The organism is Qipengyuania xiamenensis (genome assembly GCF_019711495.1).
In the GTDB taxonomy this organism is placed as follows: domain Bacteria; phylum Pseudomonadota; class Alphaproteobacteria; order Sphingomonadales; family Sphingomonadaceae; genus Qipengyuania; species Qipengyuania xiamenensis.
Genome location: NZ_JAIGNM010000002.1, coordinates 579,271 through 594,053 on the forward strand (window position 1 = coordinate 579,271; position 14,783 = coordinate 594,053).

Annotated in this window: 14 protein-coding genes; 5 read left to right on the forward strand and 9 right to left on the reverse strand. The window is 63.8% G+C overall.

What is annotated here, in order from left to right; translation table 11 throughout:
- Positions 1–25 precede the first annotated feature (25 nt).
- A complete protein-coding gene (locus K3165_RS11050; RefSeq protein ID WP_221549033.1) occupies positions 26–790 on the reverse strand; it encodes an inositol monophosphatase family protein in 765 nt (254 codons plus the stop codon).
- A 29-nt stretch (positions 791–819) separates the two neighbouring features.
- A complete protein-coding gene (argJ, locus tag K3165_RS11055) occupies positions 820–2,046 on the reverse strand; it encodes a bifunctional glutamate N-acetyltransferase/amino-acid acetyltransferase ArgJ (RefSeq protein ID WP_221548920.1) in 1,227 nt (408 codons plus the stop codon).
- A 111-nt stretch (positions 2,047–2,157) separates the two neighbouring features.
- Between argJ and K3165_RS11060 the strand changes: the two genes are divergently transcribed.
- A complete protein-coding gene (locus K3165_RS11060) occupies positions 2,158–2,430 on the forward strand; it encodes a hypothetical protein (RefSeq protein ID WP_221548921.1) in 273 nt (90 codons plus the stop codon).
- A gap of 95 nt (positions 2,431–2,525) precedes the next feature.
- Positions 2,526–5,288 carry a preprotein translocase subunit SecA gene (gene secA / locus K3165_RS11065; RefSeq protein WP_221548922.1) on the forward strand — a complete coding sequence of 921 codons (2,763 nt, stop codon included), beginning with the start codon at positions 2,526–2,528 and terminating at the stop codon, positions 5,286–5,288.
- A 28-nt stretch (positions 5,289–5,316) separates the two neighbouring features.
- Here secA and K3165_RS14200 read toward each other — a convergent pair whose 3' ends face one another.
- Positions 5,317–5,931, reverse strand: a complete 615-nt coding sequence (locus K3165_RS14200) for a GNAT family N-acetyltransferase (RefSeq protein WP_345721000.1) — start codon at positions 5,929–5,931, stop codon at positions 5,317–5,319.
- A 65-nt stretch (positions 5,932–5,996) separates the two neighbouring features.
- On the opposite strand from K3165_RS14200, the gene K3165_RS11075 reads away from it, so the two are divergent.
- On the forward strand, positions 5,997–6,734 hold the full coding sequence (locus tag K3165_RS11075; protein WP_221548923.1) for a sulfite exporter TauE/SafE family protein: 738 nt from the start codon (positions 5,997–5,999) through the stop codon (positions 6,732–6,734).
- A gap of 209 nt (positions 6,735–6,943) precedes the next feature.
- On the opposite strand, the gene K3165_RS11080 is transcribed toward K3165_RS11075, so the two are convergent.
- The 4 genes from K3165_RS11080 to K3165_RS11095 are packed head-to-tail and all read right to left on the reverse strand — an operon-like array spanning position 6,944 to position 11,731.
- Entirely contained in the window at positions 6,944–8,308 is a 1,365-nt protein-coding gene (locus K3165_RS11080) for an efflux transporter outer membrane subunit (RefSeq protein ID WP_221548924.1), read from the reverse strand.
- Between the two features lie 5 nt (positions 8,309–8,313).
- On the reverse strand, positions 8,314–9,423 hold the full coding sequence (locus K3165_RS11085; RefSeq protein ID WP_221548925.1) for an HlyD family secretion protein: 1,110 nt from the start codon (positions 9,421–9,423) through the stop codon (positions 8,314–8,316).
- The gene (locus K3165_RS11090) at positions 9,420–11,105 is read right to left on the reverse strand and encodes an MFS transporter (protein WP_221548926.1); all 1,686 of its coding nucleotides are present in this window, start codon (positions 11,103–11,105) and stop codon (positions 9,420–9,422) included. The genes K3165_RS11085 and K3165_RS11090 overlap by 4 nt, the downstream gene beginning before the upstream one ends.
- On the reverse strand, positions 11,102–11,731 hold the full coding sequence (locus tag K3165_RS11095) for a TetR family transcriptional regulator (RefSeq protein WP_221548927.1): 630 nt from the start codon (positions 11,729–11,731) through the stop codon (positions 11,102–11,104). The genes K3165_RS11090 and K3165_RS11095 overlap by 4 nt, the downstream gene beginning before the upstream one ends.
- A 250-nt stretch (positions 11,732–11,981) precedes the next feature.
- On the opposite strand from K3165_RS11095, the gene K3165_RS11100 reads away from it, so the two are divergent.
- On the forward strand, positions 11,982–12,668 hold the full coding sequence (locus K3165_RS11100) for a type 1 glutamine amidotransferase domain-containing protein (protein WP_221548928.1): 687 nt from the start codon (positions 11,982–11,984) through the stop codon (positions 12,666–12,668).
- A gap of 18 nt (positions 12,669–12,686) precedes the next feature.
- Here K3165_RS11100 and K3165_RS11105 read toward each other — a convergent pair whose 3' ends face one another.
- On the reverse strand, positions 12,687–13,583 hold the full coding sequence (locus K3165_RS11105) for a LysR family transcriptional regulator (protein WP_221548929.1): 897 nt from the start codon (positions 13,581–13,583) through the stop codon (positions 12,687–12,689).
- Between the two features lie 91 nt (positions 13,584–13,674).
- Here K3165_RS11105 and K3165_RS11110 point away from each other — a divergent pair, with 91 nt between their 5' ends.
- Positions 13,675–14,172 (forward strand): lactoylglutathione lyase family protein, encoded by a 498-nt coding sequence (locus tag K3165_RS11110; protein WP_221548930.1) that lies wholly within the window; start codon positions 13,675–13,677, stop codon positions 14,170–14,172.
- Between the two features lie 315 nt (positions 14,173–14,487).
- Here K3165_RS11110 and K3165_RS11115 read toward each other — a convergent pair whose 3' ends face one another.
- Positions 14,488–14,769 carry a hypothetical protein gene (locus tag K3165_RS11115; protein WP_221549040.1) on the reverse strand — a complete coding sequence of 94 codons (282 nt, stop codon included), beginning with the start codon at positions 14,767–14,769 and terminating at the stop codon, positions 14,488–14,490.
- Positions 14,770–14,783: the final 14 nt, after the last annotated feature.

Below are 14,783 nucleotides of genomic sequence, written 5' to 3' on the forward strand. Positions count from 1 at the left end.
GCCTCGGTGCGTTGTCAGAATTGCGTCACAACTTGGCGTACAGCTTGGACAATTCCTCCCAAAGCTTCGGGGTCGATGCGCCGAGCAGGCCCTTCCGGTCCCATTCGTCGACACGGTAAGGAGAGCCGTCGGGGCGGGCGACCTTACCGCCCGCTTCTTCCAGCCACAGCGCACCTGCCGCATGATCCCACGCCAGTGTGCGCTCAAAGATCGACACGTCGTTCTGGCCGAGGCCGAGGCGCGGATATTGCTCGGCCGCGCAGAAGGGAATGTCGACCAGTTCGTAATTGGGCGAGATATGGCGACGGGTGGCCTGCCGCCGCTCCTCTTCCATGAAGATCAGCGAGATTGCCGCGACCGGCGGCGTTTTGCCGGTAGCTCGCGAGGTTACCCGCTCGCCGTCTACGAATGCGCCTTTCCCCCGGTGGGCGGCGCAAAACCGGCCGGAAAGGCAATCGTAGAGCCAGCCCGACTGGGCGAGACCGCCTTCCGCGCGGGCGATGATGACGCCGAACGGCGGCTTGCCATGCGCGAAGTTGCGCGTACCGTCGACAGGATCGACGATCCAGCAGGCATCGCCGAGACTATCGAGCACCGTCGGGTCGGCATGGGCCACCTCTTCACCGACGAAACCGATGGTCGCATCGATAGCCGCAAGGCCTTCGCGCAGCAGCGCCTCGGATTCCTTGTCGGCAATGGTGACCGGGTCGTTGCCGCCCTTGTCCTCGACCTCTCCCTCGGAAAGGTTGCGGAAGCGCGGCATGATCGCCTTTTCGGTGACATGCTGCATCAGCCCCAGGATCTCGGCGTCGATTGCGCTCACGAACGGTAATCCGCGTTGATCGAAATGTAGCCGTGCGTGAGATCGCAGGTCCACACGACCGCCCTGCCGTTACCCATGCCGAGATCGACGTCGATCCTGATGTCCTGCCCCTCGAGGTGCTTGGCGACCGGTGCCTCGTCATAATCGGCGAGCGGCTGTCCGTCCCTGGCTGCCCAGGTGCCGCCGAAGCCGATCGAGAGCCTGTCGCGGTCGGCAGGTTCGCCGGCCTTGCCTACAGCCATGACCACGCGGCCCCAGTTGGCATCGCCGCCCGCAATCGCCGTCTTCACCAACGGCGAATTCGCGATGGAAAGACCGACGCGGCGGGCGCTCGCATCGTCTGCGGCCCCGCTCACCGCGATCTCGATGAACTTCTGCGCGCCTTCGCCATCGCGAACCACCAGCTGGGCGAGTTCGCGGCAGACGGACAGGAGTGCCGCGTAGAAAGCATCCGCCCCCGTATCCTCCCACGAAGAGAGGGCGGCGTTTCCGGCCTTGCCAGTGGCGAAGGTGAGGACCGTATCGCTGGTCGAAGTGTCTCCATCGACCGTGATGCAGGAATAGGTCGCGTCGTTCGCTTTCGACAGCATCTCCTGCAGGAAAGCGGGTTCGACGTTCGCGTCGGTGAAGATGTAGCCGAGCATGGTCGCCATATCGGGCGCGATCATGCCGCTGCCCTTGATTATTCCGGCGAGTTCGACCCGCGTGTCCCCGATCATGGCAGAGGCACCCGCACCCTTGGTGAAGGTATCGGTCGTCCCGATGGCAGACGCCGCTTCTTCCCAGTCGCAGGGCTGCGTTTCCAGTACGGCGGCGATCCCGGCGCGGGCCTTGTCCTTGGGCAGGGGGACACCGATCACGCCGGTCGAGGAGACGAAAACTTCCTCCGCGCGGCATCCAAGTGCGTCGGATACCTGCGCCAGGATCTGCTCGACCGCCTCGCGACCGCGGACGCCCGTGAAGGCGTTCGAATTACCGGCGTTCACGATGAGTGCGCGGGCCGTCCCCTGTTTCACCTGTTCGCGGCCCAGTTCGACCTCGCTCGAGGCGCAGGCCGACTTGGTGAATACGCCTGCGACGCTGGTGCCCTCGGTCAGTTCGGCGAAGGTCAGGTCGGCCCTGTCCCAGTTCTTGTAGCGGGCGCGCGCGACGCGAAGCACTGCGCCGTCGATGGCGGGCATTTGCGGGAACGGTCGGGCGAGGGGGGAGCGTTCGAGGTCCATGTGCTTGCAGCTAGAACGCGCATGGGCTCGCCGCAAGCGTGGCGAAGCACAGGAAAAATGGTCGGCCTGACTTTAAACCTTAAGCATTGTGCGCTATCTCGATGCCCGATCATGCGACGTCAATTGCTCGCCCTCCTTGCACTCCTGACCGGCCTTGCTGCCGCGGGCGTGCCTGCGCATGCTGCGCTGGGCGGTGAAATCGGCGTTGGTGTCGAACAGGCCGCGGCAGGCGCGAGCGATGCCCGCGAAGCCAAGTGCCCGTGCGAAGAAAAGCAGCGAAAGCAGAAGCTTCGCGGCGAAAAGGTGACCCCCTGCAAGAAGCAGGAGCCGGTCGTAATCTACCTTCCCACGGTCCAGTTCGGCGCCGATCGCGCCTACGAATAGACTGACATTCCCAGTCCCCGTTTCATGCCCGGCACGATCGAAGTGCGCGGGCATTTTCCATATATCCCCGTATTATCCGAGGCCCGCGCCCACCCATGTTCAATACAATCATGAAGTCCATCTTCGGTTCGTCCAACGACCGTTACGTCAAATCCATCGGCAAGATCGTCAACCAGATCAACGCGCTCGAACCGCAGATCCAGGCGCTGAGCGACGAGGAGCTGCGCGCCCAGACCGACAAGTTCCGTCAGCAGCTCGCGGACGGCAAGACGCTCGACGATATCCTGCCCGAAGCTTTCGCCACCGTGCGCGAAGCGTCGGTTCGCGTCCTCGGCATGCGCCACTTCGACGTGCAGATGATCGGCGGTATCGTCCTCCATCGCGGCGAAATCGCCGAGATGCGTACGGGTGAAGGCAAGACGCTGGTGGCGACGCTCGCCACCTATCTCAACGCGATCGAGGGCAAGGGCGTCCACGTCGTGACCGTGAACGACTACCTCGCCCGCCGCGACGCGGAATGGATGGGCCAGCTGCACAACTTCCTCGGCCTGACCGTGGGTGTGATCGTGCCCAATCTAGACGAGTTCGCCCGCCGCGACGCTTATGGCGCCGACATTACCTATGCGACCAATAACGAGCTTGGCTTCGATTATCTGCGCGACAACATGAAGCACGAGCGCGGCCAGATGGTGCAGCGCCCCTTCAACTTCGCCATCGTCGACGAAGTCGACTCCATCCTGATCGACGAAGCGCGTACCCCGCTGATCATCTCTGGCCCGACCGAGGACAAGTCCGAGCTTTACGTCGCAGTCGACGCCATCGTGAAGGATATCGATCCCGAGTGGTACGAGGCGGACGAGAAGACCAAGAACATCACCTGGACCGAAGAGGGCACGGACGAAATCGAGAAGCGGCTGATGGAAGCCGGCCTGCTCGAAACCGACAACCTCTACGACGTCGAGAACACGCAGGTGGTCCACCACCTCGATCAGGCCCTCAAGGCCAACATCATGTTCAAGAAGGACACCGACTACATCGTGAAGGACGACAAGGTCGTCATCATCGATGAGTTTACGGGCCGCATGATGGATGGTCGCCGCTGGTCGAACGGCCTGCACCAGGCGGTGGAAGCCAAGGAAGGCGTGAAGATCGAGCCGGAAAACCAGACGCTCGCCTCGATCACTTTCCAGAACTACTTCCGCATGTATCCCAAGCTGTCGGGCATGACCGGTACCGCTGCCACCGAAGCAGCCGAATTCTGGGACATCTACAAGATGGGTGTGGTCGAAATCCCGACCAACGTCCCCGTCCAGCGCGTCGACGAAGAAGACGAGTTCTACAAGAACACGCAGGACAAGTTCAAAGCCATCGCCAAGGCGATCAAGGAAAAGTACGACAGCGGCCAGCCGGTTCTCGTCGGCACCGTGTCGATCGAGAAGAGCGAACTGCTGTCCAGCTTCCTCGACAAGGAAGGCGTGAAGCACGAAATCCTCAACGCCCGCCAGCACGAACGCGAAGCGCACATCGTGGCGCAGGCAGGCCGCATCGGCGCCGTCACCATCGCGACCAACATGGCTGGTCGCGGTACCGACATTCAGCTTGGCGGCAATGTCGAGTTCCGGATCGAGGAAGAGCTCGCCCACCTCGCCGAGGACGATCCCAAGCGCCAGCTCGAGATCGATCGCATCAAGGCGGAAGTCGCTGCGGAAAAGGAAAAGGTTCTGGCAGCGGGCGGCCTGTTCGTCCTTGCGACCGAGCGCCATGAAAGCCGCCGCATCGACAACCAGCTGCGCGGCCGCTCGGGCCGTCAGGGCGACCCGGGCCTGTCGCGCTTCTACCTCTGCCTCGAAGACGATCTCCTGCGTATCTTCGGGCCGGACACGCTGTTCGCCCGCATGATGAACGCCAATCTCGAAGACGGCGAAGCGATCGGTTCGAAGTGGCTCTCCAAGGCTATCGAGACCGCGCAGAAGAAGGTCGAGGCGCGCAACTACGAAGTGCGTAAGCAGGTCGTCCAGTACGACGACGTGATGAACGACCAGCGCAAGGTCATCTACGAACAGCGTTCGGAGATCATGGACAGCGAAGCGGTCGACGATGTCGTGATCGACATGCGTCACGACGCGATCAACGCGATGGTCGGCGAACACTGCCCGCCGGGCTCCTATCCGGAACAGTGGGATATCGAAGGTCTCAAGACCAAGGTCGACGAAGTCTTCGACATGCGCTTCCCGATGGACGAATGGCTCGAGGAAGATCACATCGAGCCCGAAATCATCGAAGAGCGTATCCGCGAGGAAGCGGACCGCCGGATGGAAGAGAAGATCGCGAAGGCCGACCCGAACATGTGGCGCCGGATCGAAAAGAGCCTGCTGCTGCAGGAACTCGACCACCAGTGGAAGGAACATCTCGCCACGCTCGACGCGCTGCGCCAGGTCGTGTGGCTGCGCTCGCACGCGCAGAAGCAGCCGCTCAACGAATACAAGCAGGAAGCTTTCGGCCTGTTCGAACGCATGCTCGACAAGCTGCGTGAAGACATCACCGCCAAGCTGCTGCGCATCGAACTGGCAGAACCGGCGCCGCTCCCGCGGATCGACCTGCCCGAGCTACCCGATTTCCTCACCGGCCATATCGACCCGCTTACCGGCGTCGACAATTCGGACGACAATGACGGGTCCCGTGGCCGTGAAGCGCTGTTCGGCGCTCTTGCCGGCAGTGCACGCGCTGCAGCGGGACCGGGCGGTGCCTTCGTCGACAATCCCTATGCGGACATGGACATCAGCCGCAACGCACCGTGCCCCTGCGGCTCGGGCAACAAGTACAAGCACTGCCACGGCGCTATCGGCGCCAAGGCCTGATCACACGTTCAGGGAGCCGCGCCCGTTTTCAGAGCGGGCGCGGTTCTCTCATCATCGGGACCAGTGGCGGAGCGTCCGGTGTCGGGCGGATCTCCCCGCACGGCTCGAAACCGCAGCTCGCGTAGAAACCGGTGTTGGCGGGATTGGAATTCTCCAGATAGGCGCGGGTGCCGGTCCGGTCGCATGCATCCAGCACGGGCTGGATCAGTTTGCGTCCCAACCCCTTGCCCTGCTGCGACGGCCTTACGCCGATGCTGAAGAGATAGGCATGTTCGAAGTCGGGGTGGGCGTGCTCCATCGCTTCGCCGGTCTTGATCCCCTTTTTCACCGCTTCCAGTCCGCAATGCCACAGTGTCGGCAGCGCGAAAGCGGCATAGTCCATCTGCGAAAACGAAGCATCGCCGCCCGGCAGCATCCACATGGCCGCCCCTTGATCGCCGATGCTGTATACGAAGCCGCGAGGCACGTAGATCCGCCGCGCCTGCATATGGAAGAGCGAGCGGATGCCCTTGTAATTGCCGAAGAGCCACTGGTTGAAGGGATCGTTGCGGAATGCATCGGCGGTGATTTCGCCGATCGAGAAGGCATCTCCCTTGCCGGCTCGCGTGAACCCCTCCGGTAGCGTGATATCCGCATCGTCCACAGCACCTGTCCTCCCTTGTACGGTCATGGCTAGCGGCAGGCAGGCGCGCGGTCTAGGAAACCCGCATGCCGCTGCTCATAGCCGCCTTCTTCATCACGGCATTGCTCTATGCGAGCGTCGGCTTCGGCGGAGGCTCGACCTATAACGCGCTGCTTGCGCTGGCAGGCGTCGATTACCGCATCCTCCCGCTGATCGCGCTGAGCTGCAACATCATTGTGGTCGCAGGAAGCACGCTGCGTTTCGCTCGCGCGAAGGTCACCCCATGGCGCGGGGCCGTCACGCTGACCGCGCTGGCCGCCCCTGCGGCGCTTCTCGGAGGCCTAACACCGATAGGCGAGGGGGCGTTCCTGACCCTGCTCGGCGCATGCCTTGCCCTTACGGCGGTCACCATGCTCCTGCCGATTGCACAGCACGAAGGAGAGCCGCACCGCTGGGCGCGCGCAATTCCATTCCTCGCTGCTCCGCTAGGCTATCTGGCCGGACTGGTCGGCATCGGTGGCGGCATCTTTCTCGCACCGATCCTGCACCTTGCCCGCTGGGACAATCCACGCGCCATCGCGGCGACTGCGAGCTTCTTCATCCTGGTGAATTCCGCCTTCGGCATAGCCGGACAAATCCTGAAAGGCGGGGAGGGGCGGCTGCTCGCCGCAATCGACGCTGGCCTGCCGTTGCTGGTGGCCGTCGCAATCGGCGGACAGATCGGAAGCCTGCTGGCGCTGAAATTCATGCCGCAGCGCTGGATACGCATGGGGACGGCAGCTCTCACCGCATGGGTGGGGCTGAGGTTGCTGCTTGCGATGTAGGAAGGAAATCGGCCCTGTCCGACCTTCCCAAAGCGGAGGCGCCGGTTTTCCGTCCTAAAGGCGGGCGATCCGACATTTCATAACTCGCGATCGCAATCACGCCGACTTAGTAAGGGCAGCTTTGGCGGCGCGAGATATGAAAACCTGACAGTCCGCAATCGGCTACTTAGCTGTCACCCATCCCTGAACCACATGCTCTGTGCTTTCTTTCACTCAGGCGATCCACCCACAGCTTGGTAAAGTCCGATCAATGTAGTTAGCTCATCGGCTTTCACCTGAATCAGCGCCAGTTCCACGCCAAGCAGGGCGCGCTGTGCATCGACCTGCTCGATATAGGGTGAATAGCCGGCGCGGTAGCGGTTGCGCGCATGGCGAAGAGCATTGGCCACCGTCGCCTGCTGGGCCACCAGCGCGGCCTCCTGGTCGTTCAGATTGGCCAGCACCGCCATGCGGTCTTCTACCTCGCGGAAGGCGTTCAGGACGGTCGAGCGGTAGGCCCAGGCCGCCTGGTCGCGCTGCGCCGTGGCTCCGTCGAGCTGCGCCTGCAGCTTGCCGCCCTGGAAGATGGGGGCAAGGATGCTGCCGCCCAGCGACCAGACGCCGACGGGATCGGCGAGGAGGTCGGAGATGACCAGTCCGGCCGTGGCGCCGAGGTCGATCGAGGGCATGAAGTCGGCGCGGGCCATGCGCATCTTCGCATCTGCCGCGGCGATGCGATATTCCGCTGCTGCAACATCCGGGCGGCGTCGCAGCAGGTCGGAGGGCAGGGTCGCGGGCGCGGGCGGGCGGCGCAGGTCCTCCAGCGTCCCGCCCCGTACGATCGCACCGGGCAGTTCGCCGGTCAGGACCGAGAGGGCGTTTTCCTGTCGCGCGATCTGCGCCTTCAGTTGCGGGACGAGCTGCGCGGTGGCCTGGTACTCGGCCTCGGCCTGCCGCAGGGGAAGCTGCGAAGTGTAGCCGACCTCGGCCCGGTCGCGGGCGAACTTCACCGCTTCCTGCCGCGTAATCAGCGTTTCCTCCAGCACCGAGAGCCGCCGGTCGAGCGCCAGCAGGGTGATGTAGCCGGTGGCGGTCGCCGCGCTGACCGACAGCCGCGCCGCCTCTGCCCCTGCAGCGCTGGCAGCCACACCCGCCTCCGCGGCATCGATGCGGGCGGCGTTCTTGCCGAACAGATCGACTTCGTAAGAGGCGCGGAATGCAGGCTGCGCAGCCACTGAGGTCTGTGCCTGTCCGAAGGGGGTAACCTCGCGCCGGGCGCCGCCCTCTACGCCCGCTCCGAGCGAAGGCAGGAGGTAGCCGCGCGAGCCCCGTTCGGTCGCGCGCGCCTCTTCGACGCGGGCGGCGGCGACCTGCACGTCCGCATTGTTGGCCCGTGCCTGTTCGACGAGGTGCGACAGTTGCGGATCACCGAATGCGTCCCACCAGTCGCGTTCGATGGGAGCGGTCACTTCGAGGCTGGTCCGCCATTCTGTTGGCGGGGTCACGGCGGTGCCGGGAGGCGCCTCCTGCAGCGTGGGCGCGCAGGCGGAGAGGGCGAGGGCGCTAGTGGCCAGGAGGGCGATTGGACGACGCATCACGATCAATCCTCCGTATGGACGGTGGCGATAACCGACATGCCCGGGCCGAGCCGCCTTGCCGCTTCCTGTCCCTTGTCGAGCACGATGCGCACGGCGATGCGCTGCGGAACCTTCACGAAATTGCCTGCACCCGTGTCGGGCTTCACGAGGCTGAATTCGCTGCTGGCCGCAGGTGCAATGCTCTGTACACGGCCGGTGAGTTCAACGCCGCCGAGCGCGTCGATTTCGAGCGTGGCACGCTGGCCGACCGCCATCTTCGCGGTTTGCGTTTCCTTGAAGTTGGCGACCACCCACAAATCGTCGGGCACGATATACATGAGCTGGGTCCCGGCAGTGACCAGCTGGCCGACGCGTGCGCTGACTTCGCTCAGGCGTCCGGCCCGCGGCGCGCGGATTCCGGTGCGCGACAGTTCGAACTCGGCAAGGCCTTTCGAAGCCTCTGCTCCGGCGACCTGCGCTTCGAGTGCGCCCCGGCCGACGGTGACCGAGCGCACGTTCTCCGCCGCAATGGCGCGCTGCGCCTGCGCCTGCCTCACGCCCGCCTGCGCCTGCTGCAGCGCTGCGCGGGCCTGGTCGCGTTCGCGCAGCGAAACCGAGCCTTCGCCAACCAGTTCGGCGATGCGGTTCATGTCGGCCTGCGCTTTCTGCAACCCGGCGCGGGCCGCAGCGACGGCGGCATCCTGCGCTTCCAGCTGCGCCTGTGCCGAGCGCAGGCTTTGCGCGCTGTTGGCCAGCGTCGCCTGCTGCGCTGCCGTGTTGGCCGCGCCCTGCTGGAGCTTTTGCTGGTAGGGTGCATCGTCGATCCGGGCGAGCAGTTCGCCTTTCTTGACGCGCTGGAAGTCCACCACCGGCACCTCGACGAGGTAGCCTGCAACCTGCGGGCTGACGACCGTGGTACGCCCGCGGACATTGGCGTTGTTGGTCGTCTCGTCGCCTCCGGCGAAGGGCGGGAGGTCCCATGCAAACAGCGCCACGAGCACGCCGAGGAGGATCGCCCCGACCGCCACCACGATCCGGCGGCGCGAGGGATTGGGCGACCACCCTTTCTCCTGCTCGGGAGCGGGCACCTCTTCGGTCATGGTTTCGGTTTCGGAAGGGTTCGGGTCGGTCATTGTCTGGTCCTTGCGAGCATGGCCTCCATGAAGGCCAGTTCCTTGGCGAGCGGGTTGCGCCCGCGGATCTTGTTGATGAGCCACGGCACGAAGACGACGGCGAAAGTCACCGCCGAGAGCGTGCCGATGAGGAAGAAAACATCGTTGAAGGCGAGCACGGCGGCCTCTCGGCCGACTTCCTGCGAGATGCTCGCGGCGGCGGCCTGCTGCTGAAGCGAGGGGTCGCCCTGAAGCGGAGCGGCGCGCTGTGCAGCATTGCCGAGAGCCTGGCCCAGTTGCTGGTTTGCAAGAGTGAGCGTGGTTCCGGCGTCGATGAGATGCATCTTGAGGCGCACGGTATGGAAGGCGGACAGCAGCGAGATGCCCGCCAGGCCGCCGATCGATTGCGAGAGCGAGAATATCGCGATGAAGCTGATGACATAGCTCTGGCCCGCCGCGAGCGCGCGCAGCATACCCTCCATCATGATCGGCCCCATGGCGAAGACCGCCGCAAAAGCAATCGCGGCCTGCGTGAGGTAGAGATCCTGCGGCCGTGTCATCACCCCGGTGCGCGTATCGGCGAAAGCGGCGATGCAGATGACGAGGATCGCGAAGAGCACGGGCCGGGTGAGGTCCTTGGGGTCGAGCCGCACCACCGACAGCGCCATGCCGCCGAAGGTCGCTCCGGCAAGCACCCAGAAATAGCCGGTCAGCTGCTCGTTTCCGTAACCCAGCGCGGCGAACATCCCGCTCGCCCCGAAGCCCTGCTCGGCAACGAGGATGCGCACCGTCGCCCCGATCAGCGCGAGCGCGAGGATCGAGCGGCTCGACAGCCAGCTGAGGTCGAGCATGGGGCTCTTGCGGTTGGCCTCGATCAGGAAACACCCGCCCAGCGCGAGGATGCTGGTGGCCAGCGCGAAACCGAGCCATGGCGTGTCCCACCACTGGATACGGCCCTGGATCAGGAAGGCGCACAGCGCGGCGACCCCGACGATGAACAGGGCGATGCTCGGGATATCGAGTTTCTCGAAGGTCTGCTTGCGGATACCCGGCGGCAGGCGCAGCCAGTAGACCATACCAAGACCCAGCAGCGACAGCGCGAACTGGAACTGGAAGATATGGCTGATGTCGCCATCGACCAGCAGCGCCGGCGACAGCGCACGGGTCAGCGGGAAGGCGACCTGCGTGAGGCCGAGCGAGATGACCAGTCCGCCAACACGCATGGCCGCGGGCAGCCCCTGCATGAGGTAATAGATCGCGAGCGCGGAGAGGCCGCTGGCGGTGATGCCCGCAACCGCGCGCGCGGCGAGTTCGGGGTAGTAGCCGGGACCGATCATCTGCACGAAATTGGCCGCGACCAGTCCCGCCATGGCCCCGCGCACGAAGGGCTGGATGCCGAATTCCTGCCGCACGCGGAACAGCAGCATGCTCATGGTGGCATAGGTCGAATAGAAGGCCACCGTCAGCCAGCCTGTCTCGACCGGGGTCAGCGCGAATTCGGCCTGGAGCGCGGGGGCATTGGCGAGCAGGAAACCGTTTTGCGCGCCGCCCACCAGGGCCATGAAGATACCGATGGCGAGATAGGCCGCGCGGCGCGCGGGAGGATGGTCGGGATTGGCCGGAGAGCCGGGGAGGATCGGCATCTCGTGCGGCTTGAAGCGGTAGCCGTCCACAGTGTCGATGAGGGTCTCGCGGTCGGTCACGGCATCAGCGCTCCCTCGACGAGGACCTCTTCGAGCGCGGCTGCAAATTGCGCATCGTCTTCCATGCCGCCGACAAGCTTGCCGAGGCGTTCGCGCCGGGCGACGGTGCTGGCGGCGGAATAGATGAAATTCGCCACCCGGAACTCGAGGTGCGCCGGGGCGTCACCCCGCTCGCGTGCAGCAGCCTGCGCCAAATCGATGAAATGGCGGTGCAACGGCAGCGAGAGCGTTTCGAGCAGCCATTGCGAGCGGTCGCTATCGATGGTGATATCGCGCAGCAGCAGGCGGGGAACCTCGGGGCGATCGAGGAGGTAGGCGAGGAAGGCGCGGGCCGAATGGTCGAGCCGATGCTGCGCGCTTGCCTCTTCGCTCTCGCCGGGAGCCCGTTCGAGCGCCTCGCGCAGGTCTGAACCGGCCTGCGAGACGATATCCTTCCACAAGCCCTGCTTGCCGCCGAAGCGGTAGGAAATGAGCGCGACGTCGACTTCGGCATCGCCGGCGATCTCGCGCAGCGATGTGGCTTCGAAACCCTGTGCGGCAAAGCGCTTCAGCGCGGCGCGCGAAATCGCCGCACTGGTGTCGGTATCGGTATCTTTCGGGCGTCCTCGCCCGCGTCGCTCAGCCATTCACCGCTCCTTGTGCGCTGCAACATAAGGCCCGGTGTTTCATTATTCAATGGCTGTTGAATAAATCGACATGGGCCGGCTGCCAACCGCGCGGAGCGACCCGTCATCGATGGATAAGCCCCGTCCCGCGAACGGTTCCACCGGATAGGGAAAATTGCATTTCGAAACCGAACTGCTGCTGGCGTGTTCTCATCACGAAGCCCGGTCGGATTGCGACGGGCGCTATTCTCTCGATAAAAGGACTACGCACATGAAAATCCTCATGGTTCTCACCAGTCACGACGAACTGGGCGATACCGGCAAGAAAACCGGGTTCTGGCTCGAGGAATTTGCGGCGCCCTATTATGTGCTCAAGGATGCCGGCCACGAGATCACGTTGGCGAGCCCGGCCGGCGGGCAGCCCCCGCTCGATCCCAAGTCCGACGAACCCGATGCGCAGACCGATGCGACCAGGCGGTTCAAGGACGACGAGGAAGCGCAGGCGCATCTCGCTTCGACCGTCAAGCTGGCCGATGTCGATGCCAAAGGGTTCGACGGGGTGTTCTATCCGGGCGGCCACGGCCCGCTGTGGGACCTGGCCGAGAGCGCGGAATCCAAGGCGGCCATCGAGGGTGCGCTCTCGGCGGGCAAGCCGGTGGCGCTCGTCTGCCATGCGCCTGCCGTGCTCAAGAATGTGACCTCGCCGGAGGGCGAGCCGATCGTCAAGGGCCGCAAGGTCACCGGCTTCACGAACGAGGAAGAAGAAGCGGTCGGCCTGACCGACGTGGTGCCCTTCCTGCTCGAGGACGTGCTGAAGCAGCAGGGCGGCGATTTTTCCGAAGGCGGCGTATTCGAACCCTATGTCGTGCAGGATGGCCTGCTGATCACCGGCCAGAACCCGCCGTCGAGCGAGCCTGCTGCCGAAAAGCTTCTGGAAGCCTTGGCCAAGGCCGGTTGATCCTGGCTGGTAGGCGCGTCAGTCGAGCCTGCCAGCTTCTTCCCGCACGATACGGGCCAGCTTTTCGGCCCGCTTCGAGCGCGTCTTGCCCTTGAGCCAGATCAGGCGCAGTTCGAGCAGCGTCGGCTGGGCGAGGGGGGCTCTCGACAGCTTGTCTCGGTCCGGAAACGCAAGGATCCCACTGCGTGGCAGGATTGTGTAGCCGAGCCCGCCTGCGACCGGCGCTGGTATCTGCCCGATCTGGTTCACCGAGCTGCGAATACGCAGTTTCTCAGCACCGCGATATTCAGGCGCGAAATTCGCGCCGAGGACAAGATCCGCATAACGCGGTCCGTCGGGGTGGTGGATATACCCAAGGTCCTGGAGGTCGGAAAAGCTTAGCGTTCGTCCCTGCCACTCGCCCGGAAGGACGAGGTCGAGGGGCTCCCCGCCAAGCCTTTCCACCGCAAGGCGCGGATGGCTCAGCTCTCCTGATACAATGCCGAAATCGAAAGCGCCCGAAAGGACACCTTGGACGATGCTTTCCTCCGGTGCTGCATGGAGGGTGATCGAGAGGCCGGGCGCCTCCGCCATCCATTCCATCAATCGGGGATAGAGAAATGTGGCGAAGCTGCCCGAACAGGTCAGCGAGAGCTTGCCCGTGTCCGCATCCTCATCGTCGAGGCTGTCAAGGAACGCGCGTTCTTCACGCCAGCGCGATTGGGCCAAGGCGCGCGTCTTTTCACCCGCCTCGGTCAGGAGAAATCCGGGAGCCTCTCGTTCGACCAGCTTCGTGCCAAGCCGCTCTTCCAGCTTCGCAATATGCTGCGACATGCCCGGCTGGGTCATGTGAAGCCGTTCTGCAGCTCGCGTAAAGCTGCGCTCCTCGCAAAGGATGCGGAAGGATTCCATCCAACTGGAATTCAGCCCTGTCATAACACCATGTTATCATAGCTATCGAGAATGATAATTTCAAATTTTGTCGCGCTGCCACGATATCCGTCTTTTCCCAGAGAAAGGAAACGACATGAACGTATCGCCCAAGACCTTTTCGCATATCGGACTCTCCGTGCCGGATCTCGAGGCGGCGGTGAAATTCTACACCGAGGTCCTCGGTCTCTACACGATCATGGAGCCGACCGAAGTGTTCGAGGATGACAGCCCGATCGGCGTCATGTGCACCGACGTGTTTGGCTCGGATTGGAAGTCGCTGAAGATCGCCCACCTCGCCACGGCCGACCGTGTGGGTATCGAGATTTTCGAATTCCCCGAAAACTACGCGCCCGAAAACAATCTCGACCATCGTCGCCACGGCACTTTCCACTTCTGTGTGCAGGACCCCGACGTCGAAGGCCTGGTCGAAAAGATCGTCGCCGCGGGCGGCAAGCAACGCATGCCGGTCCGGGAATACTACCCTGGCGAGAAGCCTTATCGGATGTGCTATGTCGAAGACCCGTTCGGTATCGTCTTCGAGGTCTACAGCCACAGTTACGAGCTGACCTATTCCGAAGGTGCCTATTCGTGATCGCGGAACCCGGCGGGACGGAAACGCGCGTTCCGCCGGGGTAAGCGCCCAAACCGGAGGCGAACCGGATCCTGCTAGAAGGGGCAGGCGAAACTGCTCACCAGATGTAAATCGGACAGGCCGCCAGGAATGGCCCTAGCAGAATGGCAGCTTCGCAAGCATTTGGTTTCTTTGAACAGATAGTCCCGTGCTGGCCAAGAGCGACCATTCGCTTGCCATCAGGCGAGGGATCAGGGCCCCAGTATTGAAATTCAACGATAATTTGAGTGCCCATCTTTGTCGCCTATGGTCCACCACCTGTTTCGCGCTATGCCATCAGGCCTCCGGCGACCATCCGGCCGCTCGTGCTTCACGCTTAAGGGCACCACTTGAGATCGAGCGTGACGCGTTCGCTCCGTTGACTTCGATATCACGGGCCAGCGCGCTCCAGTCGCTTGCATAAAGCAGGAGTTCCTCGGTCGCAGAGCGAAACCCATCCTCGAAGATGACCAGCATGGCGCTGCGCAGGAACTGGCGGTTGTCGGGCCGTTCGGCACGCGCACGGTGCGGCGTGCTTCGTCCAAGGCGCTCCAAGGATGGGGCTTCGCTGACCAGCATTTGCCCGATCCCTA

Bases quoted from the DNA above. Each gene is read 5' to 3' on its own strand.
- argJ (WP_221548920.1), bottom strand. From the start codon at position 2,046: ATGGACCTCGAACGCTCCCCCCTCGCCCGACCGTTCCCGCAAATGCCC.
- K3165_RS11095 (WP_221548927.1), bottom strand. From the start codon at position 11,731: ATGGCTGAGCGACGCGGGCGAGGACGCCCGAAAGATACCGATACCGAC.
- K3165_RS11050 (WP_221549033.1), bottom strand. From the start codon at position 790: ATGCAGCATGTCACCGAAAAGGCGATCATGCCGCGCTTCCGCAACCTT.
- K3165_RS11075 (WP_221548923.1), top strand. From the start codon at position 5,997: ATGCCGCTGCTCATAGCCGCCTTCTTCATCACGGCATTGCTCTATGCG.
- K3165_RS11085 (WP_221548925.1), bottom strand. From the start codon at position 9,423: ATGACCGACCCGAACCCTTCCGAAACCGAAACCATGACCGAAGAGGTG.
- K3165_RS11060 (WP_221548921.1), top strand. From the start codon at position 2,158: ATGCGACGTCAATTGCTCGCCCTCCTTGCACTCCTGACCGGCCTTGCT.
- K3165_RS11105 (WP_221548929.1), bottom strand. From the start codon at position 13,583: ATGACAGGGCTGAATTCCAGTTGGATGGAATCCTTCCGCATCCTTTGC.
- K3165_RS11080 (WP_221548924.1), bottom strand. From the start codon at position 8,308: ATGCGTCGTCCAATCGCCCTCCTGGCCACTAGCGCCCTCGCCCTCTCC.
- K3165_RS11115 (WP_221549040.1), bottom strand. From the start codon at position 14,769: ATGCTGGTCAGCGAAGCCCCATCCTTGGAGCGCCTTGGACGAAGCACG.
- K3165_RS11100 (WP_221548928.1), top strand. From the start codon at position 11,982: ATGAAAATCCTCATGGTTCTCACCAGTCACGACGAACTGGGCGATACC.
- secA (WP_221548922.1), top strand. From the start codon at position 2,526: ATGTTCAATACAATCATGAAGTCCATCTTCGGTTCGTCCAACGACCGT.
- K3165_RS11110 (WP_221548930.1), top strand. From the start codon at position 13,675: ATGAACGTATCGCCCAAGACCTTTTCGCATATCGGACTCTCCGTGCCG.